This is a genomic window from Nocardioides sp. T2.26MG-1, assembly GCF_950101795.1.
Taxonomy (GTDB): domain Bacteria; phylum Actinomycetota; class Actinomycetes; order Propionibacteriales; family Nocardioidaceae; genus Nocardioides.
The window spans coordinates 438,647-461,939 of sequence record NZ_CATNLZ010000012.1; the positions used below are offsets into that span (position 1 = coordinate 438,647).

General features: G+C 72.4%; 20 protein-coding genes and 1 pseudogene. 9 read left to right on the plus strand and 12 right to left on the minus strand.

Annotated elements, in window-relative coordinates; all coding sequences use genetic code 11:
* Positions 1 to 25 precede the first annotated feature (25 nt).
* On the plus strand, positions 26 to 1,144 hold the full coding sequence (locus QQZ14_RS11870; protein WP_284534560.1) for an XRE family transcriptional regulator: 1,119 nt from the start codon (positions 26 to 28) through the stop codon (positions 1,142 to 1,144).
* Positions 1,137 to 1,688: a hypothetical protein gene (locus tag QQZ14_RS11875; RefSeq protein WP_284534516.1), complete on the plus strand. Its 552-nt coding sequence runs from the start codon at positions 1,137 to 1,139 to the stop codon at positions 1,686 to 1,688. The genes QQZ14_RS11870 and QQZ14_RS11875 overlap by 8 nt, the downstream gene beginning before the upstream one ends.
* Before the next feature lie 138 nt (positions 1,689 to 1,826).
* On the opposite strand, the pseudogene QQZ14_RS11880 reads toward QQZ14_RS11875, so the two are convergent.
* The 4 genes and pseudogenes from QQZ14_RS11880 to QQZ14_RS11895 all read right to left on the minus strand — a co-directional run.
* Positions 1,827 to 1,997: pseudogene (locus QQZ14_RS11880) on the minus strand (DUF255 domain-containing protein); the annotation flags it as partial.
* A gap of 47 nt (positions 1,998 to 2,044) precedes the next feature.
* Positions 2,045 to 3,058 carry a 4-hydroxy-2-oxovalerate aldolase gene (dmpG, locus tag QQZ14_RS11885; RefSeq protein ID WP_284534517.1) on the minus strand — a complete coding sequence of 338 codons (1,014 nt, stop codon included), beginning with the start codon at positions 3,056 to 3,058 and terminating at the stop codon, positions 2,045 to 2,047.
* The gene (locus tag QQZ14_RS11890) at positions 3,058 to 4,008 is read right to left on the minus strand and encodes an acetaldehyde dehydrogenase (acetylating) (RefSeq protein ID WP_284534518.1); all 951 of its coding nucleotides are present in this window, start codon (positions 4,006 to 4,008) and stop codon (positions 3,058 to 3,060) included. Before QQZ14_RS11890 ends, dmpG begins: the two co-directional genes overlap by 1 nt.
* Positions 4,005 to 4,814 (minus strand): 2-keto-4-pentenoate hydratase, encoded by an 810-nt coding sequence (locus QQZ14_RS11895; RefSeq protein ID WP_284534519.1) that lies wholly within the window; start codon positions 4,812 to 4,814, stop codon positions 4,005 to 4,007. The genes QQZ14_RS11890 and QQZ14_RS11895 overlap by 4 nt, the downstream gene beginning before the upstream one ends.
* Positions 4,815 to 4,956: 142 nt before the next feature.
* Between QQZ14_RS11895 and QQZ14_RS11900 the strand changes: the two genes are divergently transcribed.
* Positions 4,957 to 6,195, plus strand: a complete 1,239-nt coding sequence (locus tag QQZ14_RS11900) for a flavin reductase (RefSeq protein ID WP_284534520.1) — start codon at positions 4,957 to 4,959, stop codon at positions 6,193 to 6,195.
* A gap of 316 nt (positions 6,196 to 6,511) precedes the next feature.
* On the opposite strand, the gene QQZ14_RS11905 is transcribed toward QQZ14_RS11900, so the two are convergent.
* The 5 genes from QQZ14_RS11905 to QQZ14_RS11925 form a co-directional block, all read right to left on the minus strand.
* A complete protein-coding gene (locus QQZ14_RS11905) occupies positions 6,512 to 7,417 on the minus strand; it encodes a VOC family protein (RefSeq protein WP_284534521.1) in 906 nt (301 codons plus the stop codon).
* 32 nt (positions 7,418 to 7,449) lie between these two features.
* Complete coding sequence (locus QQZ14_RS11910; RefSeq protein ID WP_284534522.1) at positions 7,450 to 8,631, minus strand: acyl-CoA dehydrogenase family protein; 1,182 nt, start codon at positions 8,629 to 8,631, stop codon at positions 7,450 to 7,452.
* Positions 8,632 to 8,760: 129 nt separating this feature from the next.
* On the minus strand, positions 8,761 to 9,840 hold the full coding sequence (locus QQZ14_RS11915; RefSeq protein ID WP_284534523.1) for an ABC transporter permease: 1,080 nt from the start codon (positions 9,838 to 9,840) through the stop codon (positions 8,761 to 8,763).
* Complete coding sequence (locus QQZ14_RS11920) at positions 9,833 to 11,371, minus strand: sugar ABC transporter ATP-binding protein (protein ID WP_284534524.1); 1,539 nt, start codon at positions 11,369 to 11,371, stop codon at positions 9,833 to 9,835. The genes QQZ14_RS11915 and QQZ14_RS11920 overlap by 8 nt, the downstream gene beginning before the upstream one ends.
* Positions 11,372 to 11,373: 2 nt before the next feature.
* Positions 11,374 to 12,549: a sugar ABC transporter substrate-binding protein gene (locus QQZ14_RS11925; RefSeq protein WP_284534525.1), complete on the minus strand. Its 1,176-nt coding sequence runs from the start codon at positions 12,547 to 12,549 to the stop codon at positions 11,374 to 11,376.
* 211 nt (positions 12,550 to 12,760) lie between these two features.
* Between QQZ14_RS11925 and QQZ14_RS11930 the strand changes: the two genes are divergently transcribed.
* From QQZ14_RS11930 to QQZ14_RS11940, 3 genes are all read left to right on the plus strand, one after another.
* A complete protein-coding gene (locus tag QQZ14_RS11930) occupies positions 12,761 to 14,068 on the plus strand; it encodes a multidrug effflux MFS transporter (protein ID WP_284534526.1) in 1,308 nt (435 codons plus the stop codon).
* Positions 14,069 to 14,112: 44 nt separating this feature from the next.
* Positions 14,113 to 15,423 (plus strand): TetR/AcrR family transcriptional regulator, encoded by a 1,311-nt coding sequence (locus tag QQZ14_RS11935; RefSeq protein WP_284534527.1) that lies wholly within the window; start codon positions 14,113 to 14,115, stop codon positions 15,421 to 15,423.
* Positions 15,424 to 15,630: 207 nt separating this feature from the next.
* The gene (locus QQZ14_RS11940; RefSeq protein ID WP_284534528.1) at positions 15,631 to 16,437 is read left to right on the plus strand and encodes an IclR family transcriptional regulator; all 807 of its coding nucleotides are present in this window, start codon (positions 15,631 to 15,633) and stop codon (positions 16,435 to 16,437) included.
* 14 nt (positions 16,438 to 16,451) lie between these two features.
* On the opposite strand, the gene QQZ14_RS11945 is transcribed toward QQZ14_RS11940, so the two are convergent.
* The 3 genes from QQZ14_RS11945 to QQZ14_RS11955 are packed head-to-tail and all read right to left on the minus strand — an operon-like array spanning position 16,452 to position 20,002.
* Positions 16,452 to 17,963: an MFS transporter gene (locus QQZ14_RS11945; protein WP_284534529.1), complete on the minus strand. Its 1,512-nt coding sequence runs from the start codon at positions 17,961 to 17,963 to the stop codon at positions 16,452 to 16,454.
* Positions 17,960 to 19,138, minus strand: a complete 1,179-nt coding sequence (locus QQZ14_RS11950) for a hydroxylase (RefSeq protein ID WP_284534530.1) — start codon at positions 19,136 to 19,138, stop codon at positions 17,960 to 17,962. The genes QQZ14_RS11945 and QQZ14_RS11950 overlap by 4 nt, the downstream gene beginning before the upstream one ends.
* A 9-nt stretch (positions 19,139 to 19,147) precedes the next feature.
* Positions 19,148 to 20,002, minus strand: a complete 855-nt coding sequence (locus tag QQZ14_RS11955) for an alpha/beta fold hydrolase (protein WP_284534531.1) — start codon at positions 20,000 to 20,002, stop codon at positions 19,148 to 19,150.
* A 160-nt stretch (positions 20,003 to 20,162) separates the two neighbouring features.
* Between QQZ14_RS11955 and QQZ14_RS11960 the strand changes: the two genes are divergently transcribed.
* The 3 genes from QQZ14_RS11960 to QQZ14_RS11970 are packed head-to-tail and all read left to right on the plus strand — an operon-like array spanning position 20,163 to position 23,268.
* Positions 20,163 to 21,140, plus strand: a complete 978-nt coding sequence (locus QQZ14_RS11960) for an isocitrate lyase/PEP mutase family protein (RefSeq protein ID WP_284534532.1) — start codon at positions 20,163 to 20,165, stop codon at positions 21,138 to 21,140.
* Entirely contained in the window at positions 21,137 to 22,546 is a 1,410-nt protein-coding gene (locus QQZ14_RS11965; RefSeq protein WP_284534533.1) for an FAD-dependent oxidoreductase, read from the plus strand. Before QQZ14_RS11960 ends, QQZ14_RS11965 begins: the two co-directional genes overlap by 4 nt.
* Positions 22,540 to 23,268 (plus strand): SDR family NAD(P)-dependent oxidoreductase, encoded by a 729-nt coding sequence (locus QQZ14_RS11970; RefSeq protein ID WP_284534534.1) that lies wholly within the window; start codon positions 22,540 to 22,542, stop codon positions 23,266 to 23,268. Before QQZ14_RS11965 ends, QQZ14_RS11970 begins: the two co-directional genes overlap by 7 nt.
* The last annotated feature ends 25 nt before the right edge of the window (positions 23,269 to 23,293 follow it).

Sequence of the window (23,293 nt, forward strand, 5' to 3'; positions counted from 1 at the left end):
TGCGAAAATCCAACACGTGGACAAGATGGTACTCGGCCAGAGGCTCTCCGAGGCCCGCGATCTCGCAGGCATGACTCAGGAGAGCGTCGCGCGTGCCGTCGGTCTCGACCGGACCGCTATCGTCCTGCTTGAGAAGGGCGAGCGCAATCTCAAGGTGCCTGAACTGGTGCAGATCGCTCAGGTTCTCGGTCGACCGCTCTCGTACTTCGTCGAGGCACCAGTGCCGGCTGCAGTCAGCCGTCGATCAACGCCCCACGCTGCGCATGACTCGACCCGTGCTCTGGACGTCGAGATCGACCAGTTCGCGTCAGATTTGCGAGGTCTATTGGCGCTGGGGTTGCTTGAGCCAGTCCTTCGTGATGAGAGCGCTCGCGTACCTAGAACGCACGCTGAGGCCGAGAGTGCTGCCGCCTCGTTCCGGAGAAAGGCGGGCCTCGGTTCCGAACCGATTGCCGATCTTGGCCGCCTTTGCGAACGGTTCGGACTCCACACGTTCGCGGCGCCCCTCGGCGAATCTGGTCCCGACGGAGGGTGTGTTGCGGTAGACGCAGAGGGTGGCGCACTGGGCGCCGCGGTCATCAATGGGCATACCGGGTCGGGCCGACGCCGGATGACCCTGGCACATGAACTGGGCCATTGGCTGTTTGGCGATGCGTATGACACGGAAGCCTCGCTTGACAGCGAACAGATGATCAACTCGTTCTCCATCCACTTCCTCGCTCCCCGCGCTGGGATCACCACGGTTTGGTCAGAGTACGCTGAGTGGCCGCTTCGAGATCGCGCTCTAGCAGTCGGCGTTGCCTTCCGACTGAGTTGGACGGCGGCAATCTCTCAACTTCGAAATGTTGGTCTCATCTCGCACGACGAGCGCGATCGGCTCAGCGCCAACGAGCCCCGGTCTGGCGACTACTTGCGCCTGGGGTTGTCATGGAATGACGAGCTAGAAGCCCGGTACCTCTCGCCAGCCTTCGTCGCCGCATGCCTGACGGGCTACACCTCGTCCAAGCTCACTGAGTCGCGCGTACTTGAACTACTGCGAGGGATGCTCACTGTCGACGACCTACCTGCGGTGGACGCGTCGTCGTCGATGGACGGACTCCGCCGATCTTTCGAGGGCCACACCGGCTCAGGATCGGATGCCTGACCTAACGACCTGGGTCACTGACACCAGCGTCTACACCCACCTATGCCGTGCCGGGCACGTCGAGATTCTTGAACGCTTGGCGCCGGGCGGCGTGATTGTCGTGCCCGACGAAGTCAACACAGAGATCCAGGCCGGGCGCATGCTGTACAGCGGGATACCAGACCCTGCTTCGACGTCTTGGGCACAAACGACCGTTCTCACGGAGGACGAAGTCTTTACGCAGCTCATCGTCAAGGCGGCGCTTGGCGGCGGTCCCACCCAACACTTGGGCGAGAGCGCGGTCATCGCATGCGCCAAGCACCGCGGCATCACGGCGCTGATCGATGACAAGAGCGCGATCGCCCAGGCAGACCTGCACGGCGTCCAGAGCCACGACACCCTCTGGCTCGTGATCGAGGCTCACTGGACCCTCCCGGACGTCGACCGAGCACGCGCGATACAGATCGTGGACGACCTCCTGGCCACCGACATGTTCTTGCCGATCAGCTCTGGCGAGAGCCTGTTCTCATGGGCGTACGAGGAGGGATACCTCCCCCATGAGTAGGCCGGCCGAGTGATACACGAGAGTGATACATGAAGCCCCGGAAACGGTGTCCAACGGCGATACAACCCGAACCCGAGTGATCCACAGAACCCGTCCTGACCTGCGGTTTCGCGAACTCTCGTCAATGACCGTCTACGCGGCGACCTCGTGGCACCAGTGGCAGGCGGCGTAGCCCACGCTCAGCAGCACGGGCACGTTGCGCCGGCGCGCCTCCTCAAACGCCTCGGGTCCCCACTCCCACCAGTCGACCGGGTTGTCGGCGTGCTGGAGCAGGTAGGGCGACGTCGCGCTCGCGAGGCGGTTGGGCATGGTGTCAGTCTGTGCCCCAGCCCAAGCGCCGCGTCGAGACAGTCCCGTCAGGCGGCGCCCTCGGCGAGCGTGAGCGCGATGTCGATGATCATGTCCTCCTGGCCCCCGACGAGCCCGCGTCGGCCGCACTCCATGAGGATGTCGCGGACGTCGACGCCGTAGCGCGCCGACGCGGCCTCGGCGTGCCGCAGGAAGCTGGAGTACACCCCGGCGTACCCGAGCGTGAGCGTCTCGCGGTCGACCCGCACCGGGCGGTCCTGGAGCGGGCGCACCAGGTCGTCGGCGGCGTCCTGCAGCTGGAACAGGTCGCAGCCGTGCTCGAAGCCCATCAGGTCGGCGACCGCGATGAACGGCTCGATCGGGCAGTTGCCCGCGCCGGCACCGTGCCCGGCGAGGGAGGCGTCGACCCGGTATACGCCGTTCTCGACGGCGACGACGGAGTTGGCGACCGAGAGTGAGAGGTTCTCGTGCGCGTGGATGCCGATCTCGGTGGCGGGCTCGAGGACATCGCGGTAGGCGCGGACGCGCGCGGCGACGTCGTTCATGGTCAGCCGGCCGCCGGAGTCGGTGACGTAGACGCACTGCGCGCCGTACGACTCCATCAGCCTCGCCTGCGCCGCCAGCTGCTCGGGCTCGGCCATGTGCGACAGCATCAGGAACCCGGACACGTCCATGCCGATCTCACGGGCGGTTGCGATGTGCTGCGCCGAGACGTCGGCCTCGGTGCAGTGGGTGGCGATGCGGACCGACCGGACGCCGAGGTCCCAGGCCCGCTCGAGCTCGTGGATGGTGCCGACGCCGGGCAGCAGCAGCGTGGTGAGCCGCGCGTTCTCCAGCACCGAGGCGGCGGCCTCGATCCACTCCCAGTCGGAGTGGGAGCCGGGACCGTAGTTGAGGGAGCCGCCGGCCAGGCCGTCACCGTGGGCGACCTCGATCGCGTCGACGCCTGCGGCGTCGAGCGCGGCCACGATCCGCTTCACGTCGTCGGGTGTGATCCGGTGGCGTACGGCGTGCATGCCGTCGCGCAGGGTGACGTCCTGGACGTAGATCGGGGTGCTCATCAGCCGTTCGCCTTCCGGGCCGCGATCCGCTCGGCGACCTGGAGGCCGGCGGAGGTCATGATGTCGAGGTTGCCGGCGTACGCCGGGAGGTAGTGCGCGGCGCCCTCGACCTCGAGGAACACCGACACCTGGTGGGTGGGGCGTCCGGTCGCGCCGGCGGCGAGCAGCGTCTGGACGGGCTGGTCCTCGGGGACCGGCGTGATCTGCACCTGCTGCTTGAGCCGGTAGCCCGGGACGTAGGCGGAGACGTCGGCCACCATCTTCTCGATGCTGGCGCGGATCTCCTCGTGCACACCCTCGTCCGGGGTGTCGACCAGGCAGAGGACCGTGTCTCGCATGATCAGGGGCGGCTCGGCGGGGTTGAGGATGATGATCGCCTTGCCCCGGGCGGCACCGCCGACCTCGACGATCGCCTGCGAAGTGGTCTCGGTGAACTCGTCGATGTTCGCGCGGGTGCCCGGGCCGGCCGACTTGGAGGCGATGGAGGCCACGATCTCGGCGTACGCGACCGGCACGACGCGGGCGACGGCCGCCACCACCGGGATCGTGGCCTGGCCGCCGCAGGTGACCATGTTGAGGTTGGGCGCGTCCAGGTGGTCCTCGAGGTTGACCGCGGGGACGACGTACGGCCCGATCGCCGCGGGCGTCAGGTCGATCATCGTCTTCCCCAGCGGCTGGAGCCGGGCCGCGTTGGCGCGGTGTGCCCCGGCCGACGTGGCGTCGAAGACGATCTCGATGTCCTCGAACCCCGGCATCGCGACCAGCCCCTCGACACCCTCGTGGGTGGTCGGGACGCCGAACCGCGCGGCGCGGGCCAGCCCGTCGGACGCCGGGTCGATGCCGACCATCGCGCCCATCTCGAGGTGGTCGGAGCCCCGCATCACCTTGATCATCAGGTCGGTGCCGATGTTGCCGGACCCGATGATGGCGACCTTCGTACGTCGCGTCATGACTGCTCCCCGTAGGTGAAGGACACCGAGCCGAGGCCGGTGATGGTGGCGCGCACCCGCTGACCGGGGGCGAGGGGCCGCATCGGGCCGAGGGCGCCGGACAGCACCACCTGGCCGGCGCGGAGCGGGTCGCCGAGCTCGCGGGCGCGCCCGGCGAGCCAGGCCAGCGCGGCGAGCGGGTCGCCGAGGCAGGCCGCCCCGGACCCGGTCGAGACGGTCTCGCCGTCGATGGTCATGGTCATCTCGGCCTCGCGCGGCTCGAACGCGTCGAGCCGGACCCGCTCGGGGCCCAGCACGTAGGCGCCGGACGAGGCGTTGTCGGCGACGGTGTCGCCGAGGCTGATGTCCCAGTCCGCGACCCGGCTGCCGCAGATCTCGACGGCGGCGACCGCGTGGTCGACGGCCGCCCGGACCCGGACGAGCCCGAGGTCCCCGTCGACGAGGTCCGCGCCCAGCACGAACGCGATCTCGGCCTCGGCGCGCGGCTGCAGCACCGACCCGGCGGCGACGACGTCCCCGCCGTGGTGCTCCATGTCGTCGAACAGCACCCCGAAGTCCGGCTGGTCCACGCCGAGCTGGGCCTGCACCGCGGCGGAGGTCAGGCCGATCTTGCGGCCGACCACGCGGGCGCCGCCCGCCACGCGGAAGGCGGTGAGGCGCTGCTGTACGGCGTACGCCGCCTGGACGTCGTCGGCGCCGACGAGGTCGCGCACCGGGGCGCACGGCACGCCGGTGCGGGCGGCGTCGAGCAGCCGGGTGGCCGCGGCGTCGAGCTGCGCCTCTCGGGCGAGGAGGTGAGGAGCCATGCCCCGAACCCTCCGGGGCGCCGGCCGTCCCGGGCCAGCGGCGCGTGCCGGTCCCCGGAACCGTGTGCTCGGGCTCTCCCGGTGTGCCGGAGTGCGGCATGACGCTCTTGAGCCTGCCCGGGAGCGCGCGCACCGTGCAGGGATGGAGACCGTGCAGCGCAGCGTCATCGACCCGACCCAGTACCGCGACGTGATGGGGCACTACCCCACCGGCGTCGCGGTGGTGACCGGCACCGTGGACGGCGAGCCCGTCGGGATGGTGGTCGGCACGTTCAGCAGCGTGTCGATCGACCCGCCGCTCGTGGCGTTCATGCCGCAGGTCGGCTCGCGCACCTGGGACCGGCTGGCGCAGGCCGACGCGCTCTGCGTCAACGTGCTCGCGCACGACCAGCTGGCGCTGTGCCGGACGATGGCGGTGCCCCGGCCCGGCAAGTTCGACGGCGTCGACTGGTCGCCGTCCGCGGCCGGCGCCCCGGTGCTCACCGACGCCGTCGCGCACGTGCACTGCCGCCAGGAGTCGGTCGTCGAGGCCGGCGACCACTGGATCGTGTTGTGCGCTGTGGACGAGATGGAGGTGACCAGGCCCGCGACGCCGCTGCTGTTCTTCCAGGGCGGGTACGGCGGGTTCTCGCCCGCCGGCATGGCCGCGAAGGCCGACGCCGACCTGATCACCGCGGTCCGCCTCGGCGACCGGGCCCGCGCCCAGGTCGAGCGGATCGCCGCTCGTCTCGAGTGCGAGGCCGCGGCGCTCGTCGCGGTCAGCCCCGACGAGCTCACCACCGCGGTCAGCGCCTACGGCGGTACCGCGACGATGGTCGAGCCGCTCGGCCAGCGGATCCCGCTGATCCCCCCGATCGGCGAGGCGTACGTCGCCGGCGCCGACCCGGAGGTCGTCGAGCGGTGGCTGGCCAAGGTCACCCCGGACGACCCCGCCCTCGTCGAGTGCTACCGCCGCCGCCTGGCCACGGTCGCCGAGCGCGGCGTCGCGCTGAGCATGGTCGGCCCGGGCGCCCGCAGCGAGTACGAGCGCCTGCACGAGGCCCTGGCCGAGTACGCCTCGGGCGAGCTCACCCCCGCCCGCGAGCGCGCGGTCCGGTCGGTGCTGGCCCAGACCCGCCACTTCTTCGACGACGTCGACGTGCTGCCCGGCGAGACGTACGACGTAGGCGCGGTCGTCGTGCCCGTGCACGGCCCCGATGGCCGCGTGGCGCTCGTGCTGCGCGCGACGCAGCTGCCCGCCGGCGTCCCCGGCCACGTCGTCGGCGGCTGGGTCGACGAGGTCCGCGCGGCCGCCGCCTGCGTCGAGCGCGACCTCGCCAACGGCGGGGCGGAGCAGGCCACGGCGTACCGCGACTGGTACGAGGCCGACTTCCCGCTCTGAGGCCCGGTGGGCCGCACTGCGACCGGAGCGTCGTCGTTTGGTCCCAGACTGCAGCTGGAACCGCTCCCCACCTGCGGTTGGTGACCAAACGACATCACCGCCGCGCCCCAGACCGACCCCACCCAAGGCCCGGCGGACGGACCCGCGGCGCGACGGGAGGGGCAACCGGACCTCCCCCATGGTCACCACTCCAGCGGGAACCGCTCCCCACCTGCGGTTGGTGACCAAACGACATCACTCTTCGGCACGGGCGACACCCCCCGGAGACAGCACTGCCCCGGACTCGGCGTCCGGGGCAGTGGTGTGACCGCTGGGCTCAGTCGGTGTAGGGGTGCACGATGCCCGGCGGGCGGTTCTTCGCCTCGGGGTCGAGCTTGTGGCCCCAGATCGCGGTGGCACCGTAGGTGTAGGGCACCCAGTCGCCGTCGACCGCGATGCCGTCGTAGCCGACCTCGACGTTGAACAGCGACGGTGTGGCGCAGTAGAAGCTGAACGTCTTGTCGTTGGTGTGGCGGCCCAGGCTGAGCGTGATCGGCACGTCGTACTCGTCGAGCATGTCGTACGCCGACCCCACGTCGTCGATCGACTTCATCTGCAGCATGAGGTGGTTGAACACCGCGACGCCCGGCGGGCACTGCCCGAGCGCGAGCGTGTGGTGGCGCTCGTTGACGTGGTAGAACCGCGCGTTCAGCTGGCCCGGGACGATGATCTTGTCCGAGAGCCGGAAGCCCAGCACGTCGTGGAAGAACCGGTGGCCGGCCTCGATGTCCGGCATCATCAGCAGCACGTGGCCCAGGCCCTGGGTGCCGGTCACGAAGCCCGAGATCGCGCGACCGGGGCGGAACGTCGAGGGGTGGAAGTGCTGGCCCCAGCTGACCTCATGGGGGAAGCCCCACGGATCGGTGAACGTGATCAGTCGGTTGACGGCGCGGACGTCGGCGAGCTCCGCGGAGCCGCGCTCGGCGGTGACGCCGGCCTCGGCCAGGCGCTCGACGACGACGTCCAGGTCCTCCTCGTGGTCGACGGCCCAGCCGAAGTAGGCGACCGAGTCCTCCTCGGCGGGGTGGATCTGGATGCGCCACGCGGCGTCGTCGACGCGCAGCCGGACGGAGCCGTCGGGGCCGTCCTCGGCCAGCTCGGCGCCGAGGAACCCGGCCCCGAAGCGGCGCCAGTCCTCCGACCGGGGCGAGTTCACCCCGAGGTAGGCGAGCGAAGTGATCATTCCTGCTTCTCCTGTGGGTTGGGGGTCGGGACTCAGACGAACAGCGCGGGGTTGGCGTCGCCGCCGAGATCGTCGGTCGACCAGCCGGTGTAGACGTTCTCGGCGACGTTGCAGATGTGGCTCAGCCCGACCTGCAGGTCGCGCCAGTAGCGCTCGTTGGGGAAGTCCTTGCGGATGCCGCTCGCGCCGCTGATCTTGAAGAGCCGGTCGATCGCGTCGGCCGCGCGCCGGGTGGCACGCACCTGGTCGCGGCGGAACGTCAGCCGCTGGCTGCGGGTGATCTCGCCGCCCTTGCCGACGTACTCCTGGAGCTCGGCGGCCGAGGTCAGCAGGTGCGCCCGGCTGGCGGCGATGTCGGCCGCGGCGTCGCCGTACACGATCAGCTGCGTGGGGTCGGTCCGACCGACGATGCCATCGGCGGAGACCCGGGTCGAGAGGTAGTCGCGGTAGGCGGCGAGCGCTCCCTGCGCGATGCCCTGGGTGGCCGCCCCGATCGCCGCGGAGAACACGAGCGGGAACTTCAGCCGGTAGAGCGGCTTGCCCTCCTGCCGGTGCTCGTAGCCGCCGGAGAGCATCACCGACGCCTCGACCACGCGGTAGTCCGGGATGAAGACGTCGGTCATCTGCACGTCCTTGGAGCCGGTGCCGAGCAGGCCCATGACGTTCCAGGAGTCCTCGACGATCTCGTAGTCGGCCCGCGGGATCACGAAGTGCCGGATGTCGGGGGGCGTGCCCGGCTGCCCGTCGTCCGCGACGACCATGCCGCCGAGGATCACCCACGCGGAGTGGTCGGTGCCGGTCGAGTAGGGCCAGCGGCCGGTGAACAGGAACCCGCCGTCGACGCGCCGCGCCCGGCCGAAGGGCGCGTACGGCGAGGCCGTCCAGGTGTCCTGGTCCTCGCCCCAGATCTCGTCCTGGAGCCGCGCGTCCATCATCGCGATCTCCCACGGGTGGACGCCGACGACGCCCGCGACCCAGCCGGCCGACGGCGACGCCGCGCCGACCGCCATCGCGGCCTCGAGGAAGTCGGCCAGCGTGGCCTCGTAGCCACCGTGCTCGACCGGCTGGAGCAGCCGGACCAGGCCGGTCTCCTTCATCGCCTCGACCGTGCGGTCGGTCAGCCGCCCCAGCTCGTCGCTCGGGACCGCCTCCTCGCGGAGGACGTCGGCGGCCTTGTGGACCTTCTCCACCACCTCGTGCTTGGACTGGGGCATGGGTTCCTCATCTCTGGTCGAGCGTCTGTAACGATCACTACGGGGACGGTAGGGACGATGTGACCTGCGCCACCACCGGCGCGTGCCGGTCCGCGGCACGCGCGGTCGGCGGTCGGGACGGCGGGCGGGTCAGCGGGCGCGGGACCGGTCCCGGACCACCTTGGCCAGCGCGACCGCGACCACGAGGCCGGCGCCGTAGAAGACGTTCTGGATCCAGCCGGCGTAGCCGAGCAGCTGCAGCCCGAAGATGCCGGTGGTCAGGAAGTAGATGGCGACCATCGTGCCGATCGGGTTGAACGCGCCGGGCTGCACCACGGCGGTGCCGAGGAACACCGCGGCCAGCGCCGGCAGCAGGTAGCTGTTGGAGGTCGAGGAGTCGAAGCCGCCCACGGTGGCCACCAGGATCAGGCCGGCGAGGCCCGCGAGCAGCCCGGCGACGACGTACGCCCCGAAGCGCACGCGCTGCACCCGGATGCCGGCGAGCCGGGCGACCTCGGCGTTGGCGCCGACGAACACGATCGCGCGGCCCAACGGGGTCCACGAGAGCACGTAGGCGATGATCAGCGCGAGCGCGATGCCGTACCAGAACGACACCGGCATGCCGAGGACGTCGCCGATCGCGATCTTCGCCAGGTTGGGACTGCTGACCGAGACGATCGTGGAGCCCGACACGAGCTGCGCGACCCCGGTGAGCAGGGTCGCCATGCCGAGGGTCACGACGAACGACGACACGTCGAGCACCACGACGAAGAAGCCGTTGACCACACCGGCGAGCACGGAGGCGCCGACCCCGATCACACAGGCCAGCACGATGTTCATCCCGTGCATGCCGGCCAGCACCGGGATCACCGTCGCGGTGATGCCCATCATCGCCGCGACGGAGAGGTCGAACTCCCCCACCGCCAGCGTGACGAGCGCCGCCATGGCCAGGAACACCAGCACCTGCTGGGATCCGAAGATCGAGGAGAACGTCCCGCTGGTGCCGAAGGTGTCGGGCACCTGCGTGTAGAAGTACAGCGCCATCAGCGCCCACACCCCGATGAGGGCGTACTTCGAGGCGGCCGTGCGCAGCAGGTCGCCGGCGCGCCCGTGGCGGGGCTGCTCGCCCTGCACGGGCGCGATCACGACGGTGCCGCTGTCGGCGACGAGGCGCCGCGCGGTCTCGTCCTGGCTCACGAGGTGGTCGACGGTGGAGACGGGCTCAGGCATGGGTGGCTCCCGTGGTGGTGGGGACGGAGTAGATGGCCTCGAGGAGGGCGTCGGGGTCGTCGGTGCGCATCTCCCGCGGCTCCTGGCCGGGGTGGAGCACGAGCACGCGGTCGCAGATCTCCGCGAGGTCGGTGGGCTCGGTGCTCACCAGGAGCACCCCGCGGCCGGCGGCGGCCGCGTCGCCGATGGCGCGCAGCAGGTCGGCCCGGGCGCCGACGTCCACGGCCTGGGTCGGCTCGTGCAGCACGAGCAGCTCCGGGCCGGTGGAGAGCCACTTGGCGAACAGCACCTTCTGCTGGTTGCCGCCGCTGAGCTCCTTGACCAGGTCGTCGCCCGAGCGCACCTTGATCTGCAGCCGGTCGATCCAGTCGGTGGTCAGCTGCTGCTGCCAGTTCCGGCGTACCAGCCAGGGGCGGCCGCGCCGCCGCACGCTCGGCAGCGCGAGGTTGTCCCGGACGCTGTGCTCGAGGGCGAGGCCGTCGCGCACGCGCCGCTCCGGCACCAGCGCGACGCCCGCCCGCAGCGCGTCCGCCACGCCGGCCCGGGTCAGGTCGAGCCGACCGGTCGGGGTGGTCACGGTGCCGGAGGCCGCGCGGGTCGCACCGGCGAGCAGGTAGGGCACCTTCTCGAAGCCGGTGCCGGGCAGCCCGGTCAGCCCGACCACCTCGCCGCGCCCGATCGTGATCGACAGCGGCCGACCGTCCACGTCGAGATCGGCGATCACCGCGGCGGAGCCCGCGGGCGCGTCGCCCGCCGAGGGCACGCGGGCCACGGCGTCGACGGTCTTGCCGAGCATGAGCCGGGCCAGGTCGGCCTCGCTCAGCTCGGCGGTCGGCAGCCCGGAGCCGGTCACCCGGCCGTCGCGCAGCACCGTCACGCGCTCGCTGACGGTCAGCACCTCCTCGAGGTTGTGGCTGACCATCAGCACCGCCGTACCGGTCGCGACCACGCGGGCCAGCAGGTCGTGCATGCGGGCGAGGTCCTCGCGGGGCAGGGCCCGGGTCGCCTCGTCGAGGATCATCAGGCCCTGGCCGGGCACGGTGGCGCGCATCGCCCGGGCGATCGCGACGCCGGCGCGGTGCGCCGGGGCCAGGTCGCCGACGAGCATGCGCGGGTGGACCGGGATCTCGAGGCGGCCGAGGAGCTCCGCGACCAGCTCGTCCTGGCGGCGCCAGTCGATGCGGCCGGTGAGCCGCGAGCGGACGAAGCCGCCGACGCCGACGTTCTCGCTCACCGTCAGGTGGTCGAGCAGCCCCACGTCCTGGTGCACGACGGAGACGCCGGCGGCCTGGGCGGTCCGCCACTGGACGGGCAGCGCCAGCGGCCGCCCGTCCACCTCGAGGGTCATGCCGGCGTCGGGGGCGTGGTAGCCGGTGAGGATCTTCACCAGCGTGGACTTGCCCGATCCGTTCTGGCCCACGAGGGAGTGGATCTCCCCGGGCTGGACGACCAGGTGGGCGTCCTGCAGCACCGTGGTGGGGCCGAAGGTCTTGCTGGCGCCGCGGGCCTCCAGCCGGGGAGTGGTGGTCATCGTCAGCTCACGCCCCAGGCCGCGAGGAAGTCGGCCTTGAAGCTGTCGTTGCCGAACCAGTCGGGCGTGAAGTAGGCCTTGTCGGTCAGGTCGAGGTCGCCGACGTTGTCCGCGGTGAAGTCGCGGGTGACCATCTCGTCGGCGAGCTGGACCTCGTCGCCGGCGAGCAGCTGCATCAGGCCGTTGGCGTACTTCCAGCCCTCGTAGATCACGGGGGTGCCGAGGTCGGAGGCCTGCTGGCCCGCGGCGACGCGCTGCAGTCCGGCGAGGTCGGAGCTGGAGGAGAACACCTTGACCTGCTTGGCCTTGCCGGAGCTCTGGAGGCCCTGCAGCGCCGGTGCCACGAAGCTGTCGACCGGGACGATGAGCGCGTTGGTGTCGGGGTTGGCCACCATCGCGGCACTGACCGCCGACGGCAGCTTGTCGAGATTGGCGGTCGTGAAGTCCGCGGTGGCGATGCCGCAGCTCGGGCACAGCTCCTTGAACGTCGCCACGCCCTGGTCGCTCGCGTCGCGGGTGGTGGTGGAGTCCATCAGCCGCAGCCACAGCGCGTTGGTGTCCTCGCCGCCCTGCGCGAGCGCCGACATCGACATCGCGTCGTAGAGCTTCCCCACGCGGCCGGTGTTGTCGTAGAACGCCAGCGTGTCGTCGGACTCGCGGCCGCCGCTCGGGGCGACGCCGCCGACGAGCACGGGCACGCCCTTGGCGGCCAGCGCGTCGAACGCCGTACCGGCCATGGCGTAGTCGATGAACAGGGACACGACCGCATCCGCGCCCTGGTCGCCGGCCTGCTTGAGGCAGTCGGCCACCGCGGTCGGCGTGAACTTGCCGTCGCAGATCGTGGCGGTGGCGCCCACGGCCTTCATCGCGTCCTGGATGCCGACCGCGACGCCGTGGATCACGGGGATCTGGTCGCCCAACGGGATCACGGTGATCTTCTTGCCGGCCAGGTCGGGCGTCGTCGAGAGCGCCGGCTCGTCCGGGTAGTCGGTGATGGCGTCCTGCCACCCGGCGACGGCCTCCTTCGCCTTGGCGATGCCGGCGGCGCTGTCCTCGGCGCTGCCACTGGGGGTGCCGGCGCTCACGGTGTCCTGGGCGCAGGCGGCGAGCATGCTCAGGAGGGCGGCGCTCGCAACGAGCGCGGCGCCCCGCCGGGCGGTCTGACGATGAAGTGACATGAGGTCTTCCTTTGCCGTGCCGTCGGCCGGGGTCGGCCGGTGGATGGAGCCGAGACCTGCCGACCATGAACGCTCGTGGCGGGCGTCACACAGCGGTCCGTGCCGCTCTGCGGACCGACCGGCCCGCGGCGCGCCGGGCCGGACCGGCCGCGTGCCGCGGACAGGCACGACGACGTCGTACGCCGTGGGCCCGGCCCGCCAGGATGCGGAGGTGACCGCCACCTCCCGCGACCCCGCCACCTCCGGGGCCACCACCTCCGGGGCCACCACCTCCGGGGCCACCACCTCCGGGGCCGGCGTGCCCGGCGACCTCTCCCGGCCGCTGCTGGTGACCCTCGGCGCCCTCACCGCGATCGCGCCGCTGGTCACCGACCTCTACCTGCCGGGTCTTCCCGACCTCGCCCGGTCCCTCGGGACCTCCGACGCCCTCGCCCAGCTCACGATGTCGGTGTGCCTGGTGGGCCTGGCGCTCGGGCAGCTGGTCGTCGGCCCGCTCAGCGACCGGATCGGCCGGATGCGGCCGCTGCGCTGGGGTGTCCTGGTGCTCGCGGTGACGTCGTTCCTGTGCGCGGTGGCGACCGACGTCTGGGTGCTGCTGGCCCTGCGGCTGGTGCAGGGCCTGGCCGGCGCAGCGGCGGTGGTGGTGGCGCGGGCGATCGTGCGGGACGTCTACAACGGGGCGCGGGCCGCCAAGGTGTTCTCGGAGCTGATGCTCGTGATGGGCCTGGCGCCCGTCGTCGGCCCGCTCATGGGGGGCCAGCTGCTGGCGCTGACCGACTGGCGCGGGATCTTCGTGTTCCTCGGCATGGTTGGCCTGCTCCTGGTCGCCGCGTGCTGGCTGGTGCTGCACGAGACCCGACCGGCCGGCGTCCGCGCGGTGGTCCCGATCCGCCGGCGCGCGCTCCGGGGACTGCTGGCCCAGCGGCGCTTCCGCGGCTTCCTCGTGCTGAGCGCGCTGCTCGGGGTGGTGCTGTTCGCCTACATCTCGATGAGCTCGTTCGTGCTGCGCGGCGACTACGGCCTCGGCCCGGTGGCGTACGCCTGGGTCTTCGGCGCGAACGCCGCGGGCATGATCGTCGGCAGCCAGGTCAGCGCCCGCCTGGTCGGCCGCGTCGGTCCCATCGTGCTCCTGCGGCGCGGGCTGTCGGTCGTCTGCGCGGCGACCGTGCTGCTCGCCGTCACCCTGCTGCTCGACGCGCCGCTCGCCGTCGCCGCGGTGCCCCTCTGGCTGGTGCTCGTCGGCCTCGGCATGTCGTTCGGCAACAGCACCGCGCTCGCTCTCGTGCCGCACGCCGGGGACGCGGGCGCCGCCTCCGCGCTGATCGGCGCCAGCCAGTTCCTGCTGGGTGCCACGGTGCCGCCGCTCGTCTCGATCGGTGGCGTCACGGGTCCACTGATGGGCATCAGCATGGCCACCGCCGGCGTGGGCGCCCTGCTCACCATGGTCGTCGTCATCACCCCCGAGCTCGCCGCGACCGCCCGGCACGTCCCGACCGACGTGTCCCACCCACCTCACTAGACTCGTGCCGCCGCCGCGCGGCACACCCGATCCGGAGCGGAGCCATGGCACGCAAGACGACCCGTCAGCACGCGCAGGGCGAGGCCTCCCGCCGGACGATCCTCGACGCGACCCTCCGGATCGCCGGAGAGCGCGGCTACGTCGGCACGACGATGGCGCTGGTGACCAAGGCCAGCGGTCTGCCGGGCAGCTCGGTCTATTGGCACTTCCACAACAAGGACGACCTGCTCGCCGACGCGCTCGTCCACGGCTACCGGCGGTTCGACGAGGAGCTGGGCCGGTGGCGCGAGGTGGACCCCTCCCAACCGCTGGAGGAGGAGCTCCTCGCCCAGCTGCGCGCGACCGCGCACGCGTTCGACGAGGAGCCCGGCTTCTGGCGGATGGGGCTGCTGCTCGCCCTGGAGACCGGGCCGGCGGTCGGCACCGGCCCGCGCGAGCGCTTCCTCGAGGTGCGCGCCCAGGCGCTGACCCGCCTGACCGACTGGTGGACCCACGCCCTCGGCGACGACGCCGATCCCGGCGGCCGCCGCGCGCGCACCCTCGCCCTGCTGACGGTCGCGAGCACCGACGGGCTCTTCCTCGCCCACCAGTCCGACGTGCAGGAGGACCTCAACCCCGTGGTCGAGGCGCTCTCCCGCGGTCTCGCCGCCGCCGCGCGGCACCTGGTCTCCGAGGAGGCCGCGCCCCGGCGTACCGCCCGTCGGGTCCCCCCGGCGCGCCTGGTCGTGGCCGACCCGGACTCCGGGCGCGAGCGGTTGCTCCGCGCGGCGGCCGACGTCGCGGCCGAGAGCGGCTACGACGGCACCACGATCTCGCGGATCTGCGAGCGTGCCGGCCTGCCGGCGAGCTCGCTCTATTGGCACTTCAAGGACAAGGACGACCTGATCGCCGCGGCGATCGAGCACTCCTACCAGGAGTGGTACGTCGCCCAGCCGGCCTGGCTGCCGCCCGACCCCGGCACCCGGTGGCAGGACCAGCTGCACGATCACTTCACGGTGAGCCTGCGCAGCCTCGCCGAGCGGCCGCTGTTCCTCCGGATCGGCCACCAGCTGCTGCTGCTCCGCCGCGACGACCCGCCCGCCGCCCGCTCCCGCTTCGTCGCGGTCCGCCGGCAGGCGCGGCTGGTCCAGGAGCAGTGGTACGCCCAGGTGCTCGGCACCGACGGTGCCGCTGGGTCCGAGCGGCTGCACGGGACGCCGGACGCGATGGCCCAGCTGACGATGGCGCTCTCCGACGGTCTGTTCTTCTCCTACCAGCTCGACGAGCCCGCGTGGGACGTCGAGCTGTTCACCGAGCTGCTCGTCGCCATGCTCGACGCCGCGGCCACCGTCGTGCCGTCTCCGACCGCCGGCTGAGTCCGCCACCCCGCCGGTTGCGCAACCGGCGCATGGCCAACCCATCGAACGGCCGTGCATGGAGTGATCGATACGTGCTTGCGGCGCCCGCGAGGCGGACTCCAAGAGATTTCACTGTCAACTATTGGAATTCTCTGTATCGATCACTACAGTGATCCGCACCACACCCCCGTGACCGCGGTCACAGGCCGCTCGCCAGGAGGACGCATGACCAGCACGCTGATGCCCGAGACCCCGGTCCGCCAGGACGACGCGTCCGCCACCCCGGCGACGCCCGCCGTCATGCCGTCGGTGATGAAGGCGCTGCAGCTGCTCGACGCGTTCCGCGGCGCCGGGCCGACGCTCGGCGTCAGCGAGATCGCCCGCCGGGCGGGGGTGCCGAAGTCCACGGCGTTCCGGCTGCTGACCCACCTGGAGCAGGGCGGGTACGTCGAGCGGATCGGCCGCGACTACTGCCTGGGCCGCCACCTGTTCGAGCTGGGCAACAGCGTGCCGCTCTGCCGGCCCGACGGCCTGCGTGAGACCGCCGCACCGCACCTGGGGGTCCTGGTGGTCAAGACCCAGCGGCTGGTCAACCTGGCCGTGCTCGAGGGCACCGAGGTGGTCTACCTGGAGAAGATCCACGGGCACGACTCGGTCCAGGTCGAGAGCACCGTCGGCGGACGGATGCCCGCCGGCTGCTCGGCGCTGGGCAAGGCGATGCTGGCCTTCAGCGGCCGCGACGCGATCCGCACCGTGCTCGAGGGCGGCCTGGTCCGCCGGACCCGCTACTCGGTGGCCGACCCGGCCCGCTTCCTCAAGGAGCTGTCCCGCATCCGCGCCGAGGGTGTCGCCTTCGACCGCGAGGAGATCCAGCTCGGCCTGGTCTGTGCCGCCGCGCCCGTCCTGGGCCGCGACGGGCGGGCGGTGGCCGCGGTCTCCGTCTCCGGTCCCGCGACCCGCTTCAACCCGATGACCGCGGCCGCCGACGTGCGCCGCACCGCCGACGCGATCGCGCGCGACTACCGCGACTGACGCCGGCGGCCCGATCACCCAAATGGGCCGTCGGAGCCGCCCACCGGAGCCGGCCGGGCCCGCACGCAGGTGACGGCCGCGCCCGCGACGACCAGCGCCGCGAACATGCCGAACAGCACCTGGTGGCCGAGCACGATGCCGTCGACGTCGGCCGGGCTGAGCGACGCCGGGTCGCCGGAGACGAACGACTGCGCCGCGGCCGGCCCGACGAACGCGACCGCCAGCGCCACCGAGGCCGCCGAGGCGAGCGCGAGGCTGGTGGACTGCAGCGTCACCCGGACCGCGTTGACCGACCCCGCCCGGTCGGCCGGCACCCCGCGCATCAGCCCACTGACGTTGATCGGGTGGAAGACGCCGGTGCCGAGCCCGACCAGCAGCAGCCCGGCGGTGAACCAGGTGTCCGCGGCCCCGCTCGTTCCGCCGACGACGCGCACCAGCGCCAGCAGCCCGGCGACGGAGACCGCCGCCGCGGCCAGGCTGACCCGGCGCGCGCCATACCGCCGGGCGAGGACGTCGGCGAGCAGGGCGCCGACGGTGAGGCCGGCGGCGGCGACCGTGACGTGCCCGGCGGCCCCCAGCGCGCTCGCGCCGCGCAGGCCCTGGAAGTAGAGGGCACCGGCCACCATGATCCCGAGTCGGGGCGAGGAGACCAGGAACCCGGCGAGCAGGCCGCGGGCGAAGACCGGGTCGCGCAGCAGCCCCGGGTCGAGGACGGGGTCCGCGGCGCGCTGCAGCACCCGCCACAGCACCGGGACGAGCAGGCAGCCGGCGGCGAGGCCGCCGAGCACCCACGGGTCGGACCAGCCGCGGTCGGGCGCCAGCGTGATCGCGCCGATCAGCAGGACGAGCAGCACGGCCGCGACGAGGTTGCCCGGCACGTCGATGCGCAGCGGCCGACGCGGGCGCTCCGGGAGCCGGCCGAGCGCCCGGTGCGCCCAGGCGAGCGCGACCAGGCAGATCGGCACGCAGCACAGGAACAGGTAGCGCCACCCCACCGTGGCGGCGACCAGGCCGCCGGCTCCGGGCCCCGCCACCTGGGCGATCGAGAACCCGGCGAGATAGACGCCCATGGCCCGGCCGAGCAGCCGGCCGGGGAACACCGTGACCAGCACCGAGACGGCGTTGCACAGCAGCATCGCGGCGCCCACGCCCTGGAGCGCCCGCAGCGCCACCATCTCGGCCACGCCACCCGCCACCGCCAGGCCGGTGCTGGTGACCGTGAACACGGCGAGCCCGGCCAGGAACATCCGGCGCGGGTCGGCGGCGTCGGCGACCTGACCCATGAGCAGCATCGACGCGGTGTTCGTGAGGAGGTACGCCGTCAGCGCCCAGCCGGTGCCGGACGCGCTCGCGTCGAGGTCGGCGGCGATGCTCGGCAGCGCGATCGTGAGCATCGTGGAGCTCAGCGAGATGACCACCGTCGCGAGGAACACGACACCGAGCACGTGGTAGGCCCCGGCGGGCACGTCAGCGGAGCCGGGCTCGGTCCCGGCCCGCGCGTGCGACGTACCCGCCCGTCCGGTCACCACCCGAAGGGTTCTACCTCAAGGCCGAACAGGTCGTGCCCGTAGGCCTGGTAGAGCGGGTGGGCCACGTTGCACATGTGGTTCATGCCCGCGTGCAGGTCGCGCCAGAACCGCTGCAGCGGCTGCCGGTGCTGCAGCGCGCCGCCACCGGCGTTCATGAACAGCCGGTCGACGGCGTCGACCGAGCGGCGCACAGCGCGCACGCCGTTGCGGCGCAGGGCGATCCGCTGCTCACGGGTGATCAGGTCACCGGCCTCGACGACGTCGACGAGCCGCAACCAGTCGTCGAGGAACTGCACCCGGCTGGCGTGGATGTCGGCGGCCGCCTCGCCCAGCGCGATCAGCTGCACCGGGTCCGAGACCGCTGCAGGACCCCGGCCGGTCACCCGCTGCCGGGTGTAGTCGACGAACGCGGCCAGCGCACCCTCGGCCATCGCGAGCGTCGCGCAGTTGATGGCGGCGGGGAAGATCGTCCCGAACGGCACCTGATAGGTGACCGCGTCCCGGCCGACGAGGCCGGCCTGGTAGCCGTCCTCGAAGTTCGTCGGCTTGTTGACCCGGTAGTCCGGGACGAACGCGTCGCGCACCGACACGTCCTTGCTGCCGGAGCCACGCAGGCCCAGCACGTCCCAGGAGTCGTGGTGGATCTCGTAGTCCGCACGCGGCAGCACGAAGTTCCACGGCGTCGGGTCGGCGACGTTGCCGTCGTCGTCGACCATCAGGCCGCCGAGGATGATCCAGTCGCAGTGGTCGGTGCCGGAGGAGAACGGCCAGCGGCCGCTGAACCGGTAGCCGCCCTCGACCTTGCGGGCCCGCCCGATCGGGGCGTACGGCGAGGCGATCCACGTGTCGGGGTCCTCGCCCCACAGCTCCTCCTGGAGCCGCTTGTCCCACTGGCCGAGCTGCCACGGGTGGACGCCGACCACGCCGGCGACCCACCCGGCCGAGCCGCACCGCGACCCGACCGCGAGGACGGTCTCGAAGAAGTCGACCGGGTGCGCCTCGTAGCCGCCGTACTCCTTCGGCTGCAGCATCCGGACCACGCCGCTCTCGCGCAGCTGCTTGGCCCCGACGTCGCTCAGCCGGCCCAGCTCCTCGCTCTCGGCGGCCGTGGACCGGAAGACCTCGGCGGCCTCCTCGACCCGGCTCAGCACCTCGTGCATCTCAGCGCGCATGACGCCCCCTCAGTTGTTCTCGACGAAGTCGGCGACGAGCCGGTTGAACTCGTCGGCGTGCTCGATCTGCGCCCAGTGGCCGCAGCGGTTGAGCAGGACGAGGCGCGAGTCGTCGATCATCGACACCAGGCGCATCGAGTGCTCGAAGTGCACGACGCGGTCGTCGCGGCCGTGGATGAGCAGCGCCGGGGCGGTGATCGACCGGACCTCCGCGGGCGTGGCCGGGCTCGACACCGGGCCGCGACCGGCGGCCATGCCCTTGAGGAAGTTCTCGAGGTGGTCGGGCCGGGCGAGCGCGGCGTCGGAGCGCAGCTTGGCGAGCTCGTCGGTGGCGAACTCCGGGGAGAACGCCATGATGTCGACGAGCTTCTTCATCACCTCGGGCGTGGGGTTGCGGTAGCCCTCGAAGAGGATCTTGAGGCCCTCGCTCGGGCCGTCGCCGGGGCCGAACATCGTGGGCAGGTCCAGGAAGCTGCCGGGGCCCATGGTGATCAGGTGCGAGACCCGCTCGGGGTGCCGGGCGGCGACGGCGAGCGCGATCATGCCGCCCATCGAGTTGCCGACGAGCGCGGCCTTCTCGATGCCCAGCTCGTCCATCAGCTCGATGACGGCCTCGGGGTGGTCGTACTGGTCGGAGGGGGCGGAGTCGGACATGCCCCAGCCCGGGGCGTCCCAGGCGATCGCCCGGAACCGCTCCGAGAGCGGACCGAGGTTGGGCCGGAAGTTGCTCCAGCCGGTGGCGCCCGCGCCGCTGCCGTGCAGCAGGATCACGGGGTGGCCCTCGCCGGCCTCGTTGTAGTGCAGCTTCCAGGACTTGGTCTGGACGAAGCGGCTCGTGTGCTCTTCGGTCAGCTCGACGCTCATCGGTGCTCTCCCTGCTCGATCTCAGCGGTGGTGTCCTGATCAAACCCGCGAGGTGGCGTCCGGCACTCCTCCGCCGTGCCGCCTGGCGGACCGTCCCCCGAGGTCTCCCGGCGCCTGCGGTGTCAGCCTGCTCGGACACGAGCCACGGAGGTCCTCCCCCTTGTCCACGCAGCCCGCCACGTCCCTGCCCGGTCCCGGCAGCTGGGCCGACGCCCTCACCGGCGTCGGCCGGATGCCGAGCGCCCACGAGCGCCGGCTCGCGCTGCGCGCCGCCCTCGCGGCGGCCGGCCCGCTCGTCCTCCCCGGCGTCACCGACGCCCTCGGTGCACGCCTGGCCGAGCAGGCGGGGTTCGGCGCCGTCTATGCGACCGGCGCCGGCCTCGCCAACGCGCAGTACGGCGTCCCCGACCTCGGCCTGATCTCGCTCGGCGAGGTCGTCGACCACGTGTCCCGGCTGACCGAGTCGACCAGGCTCCCCGTCGTCGTCGACGCCGACACCGGCTACGGCGGCCCGCTCGCGACGATGCGCACGGTCCGGCTGCTCGAGCGCGCCGGCGCGGCCGCGCTGCAGCTGGAGGACCAGGAGATGCCCAAGCGCTGCGGCCACTTCGACGACCACCGGCTGATCCCCACCGCGCACATGCAGGCGAAGATCACCGCCGCGCTCGAGGCCCGCACCGACGACGCGCTCGTCCTCGTCGCGCGCACCGACGCCCGGAGCGCCGAGAGCCTGGACGCCGCCATCGAGCGCGGCCACGCCTACGTCGAGGCCGGTGCCGACGTACTGTTCGTCGAGGCGCCCCGCACCGTCGACGAGCTCGCCCGGGTGGGCAAGGAGCTCTCCGGCGTGCCGCTGGTCGTCAACGTCGTCGAGGGCGGCAAGACCCCCGAGCTCCCGATACGGGAGTACTCTGCGCTCGGCTTCGACGTGGCCCTGTTCGCGAACTACCTGATGCGCTCGATGCTGAGCGCCGGCCGCGACGCGCTGGCCCATCTCGCCGCCAGCGGCGAGACCGCCTCCCGCGCGGACCGGATGGCCACCTGGCCGGAGCGGCAGCAGCTGTTCCACCTGCCGGAGTTCGCGGCCGCCGAGGCCTACTACGACAGGCCCGGAGCCGACCGACGGGGTGCGGAGTGATCCCGGGGCTGCCCTACGAGACCGAGCTCCCCGACCGGGTCGGCGTGCTGGTGCTGGGCTCGGGGCTGGCCGGGTGCGCCGCACTGCTGGCCGCCGCCGAGGCGGGGCAGTACGCCGTGCTGCTGGAGAAGACCGAGGCGATCGGCGGCTCGACCGTGCGGTCGGCCGGCCTCTCGGCGTACGCCGGAACCGACGAGCAGGCCGCCCAGGGCATCGCCGACTCCACCGAACTGCTCCGCAAGGACCTGCTCGAGACCGGCAAGCACCGCAACGACGAGGCGCTGGTCGACCTCTACTGCGCCCACCAGCTCGACACCTACCGGTGGCTGAAGGCACACGGAGTCCGGTACGGCGAGGTGCACGCCGCGTCCGGCCAGTCGGCACCCCGCTCCCACCCCACCGACACCACCGCGATGCTGACGATGCTGCTCAAGGCGGCCGGCCGGCTCGGCGCCCGGCTGGTCATGGACACGCCCGCGCGGCGCCTGCTGCGCGAGGACGGCCGGGTGGTCGGGGTCGAGGTCGCCGGTCCCGACGGACCGCACCGCATCGAGGCCGACGCGGTCGTGGTCGCCACCGGTGGCTTCTCGCAGGCACCCGAGCTGCTCGCGCGGTTCGCCCCCCAGATGGAGCACGCCCTGCGCGCCGGCGGGCCCGGCTGCACCGGCGACGGGCTGCTGATGGCGTGGCAGCTCGGCGCCGGCGTCGTGGACACGCCGTACGTCAAGGGCACCTACGGGATCTACCACCACCCGCACCCCGACGAGGACGGCACCGGCATCCTCGCGGTCTACAAGGGCGCGATCGCGGTCAACCGCGAGGGGCACCGCTTCGTCGACGAGTCGCTGCCCTACAAGGAGATCGGCGACGCCGCGCTCGCCCAGCCGGGCGTCACGACCTGGCAGGTCTTCGACGCGCAGGTGATGGCCGCGAGCAACGACGAGGTGCCGATCTACGAGTTCGCCGGGCGGGACCGCGCCGGCATGCTGCTGCGCGCCGACACCGTCGCCGGCCTCGAGGCCGAGATCGGGCTGCCCGAGGGAACCCTGGTCGCGACCGTCGAGGACTACAACCGCCGCATCGCCGCCGGCGAGCCCGACGCCCTCGGTCGCCGCGCGCTCTCCAGCAGCGTCGGCGACCTGCTCCCTCTCGAGCAGCCTCCGTTCTACGCCCATCCCTCCGGCACGGTCGTGCTCGCGACGTACTGCGGGCTGACGGTCGACACCCGGATGCGCGTGCTGGACGTGTACGGCGAGCCCATCGAGCGGCTGTACGCCACGGGCGAGGTGGTCGGCGGCTTCCACGGCGCCGGCTACATGACCGGCACCTCGATCGGGAAGTCCGGCATCTTCGGCCGCCTCGCCGGCGCCCACGCGGCCGCCGAGGAGAGTGAGCTCGCATGGTGAGCCCGTTCGACCTCACCGGCCAGGTCGCGCTCGTCGTGGGCGCCGCGACCGGTGGCCTGGGCGAGCGGGCCGCCCGCGCGCTGGCCGGCCAGGGCGCGACCGTCGTCACCGCCGACCTCGACCCCGCCGACGTCGACCACGCCGTCGACGTCACCGACGAGGCCTCGGTCGACGCGCTGGTCGACCGGGTGCTGGCCGACCACGGGCGCCTCGACGTGCTCGTCAACGCCGCCGGGCTGATGCTCCGCAAGGCGTACGACGAGACCACGCTGGAGGAGTTCGACCGCGTGGTCCGGGTCAACCTCACCGGCACCTGGCTGGTCGACCGGGCCGCCGGACGGGTGATGGCCGCGGCCGGGAGCGGCCGGATCGTCAACCTCACCACGGTCTACGCCGAGCGCGTCGGCCCGGTGCCGGAGTCGGCGTACTACGCCTCCAAGGCGGGCGTCCTCAACGTGACCCGCGCGCTGGCGGCCGAGCTCGGCCCGCACGGCGTGACCGTGAACTGCCTGGCCCCCGGGGTGTTCTACCCCACCAAGATGACCGCCCCGCTGGGCGCCGACCCGGAGCGGCTCGGGTGGTTCGCCCAGCGCACCATGCTCGGCCGCCTCGGCGACCCCGACCAGGACCTCGCCGGTCCCCTGCTCCTGCTGGCCTCGCCCGCCTCGTCGTACCTGACCGGTCAGGTCGTGTACGTCGACGGCGGCTGGTCGGCCTGGTGACCCCCATCCACACACGAAGGAACCC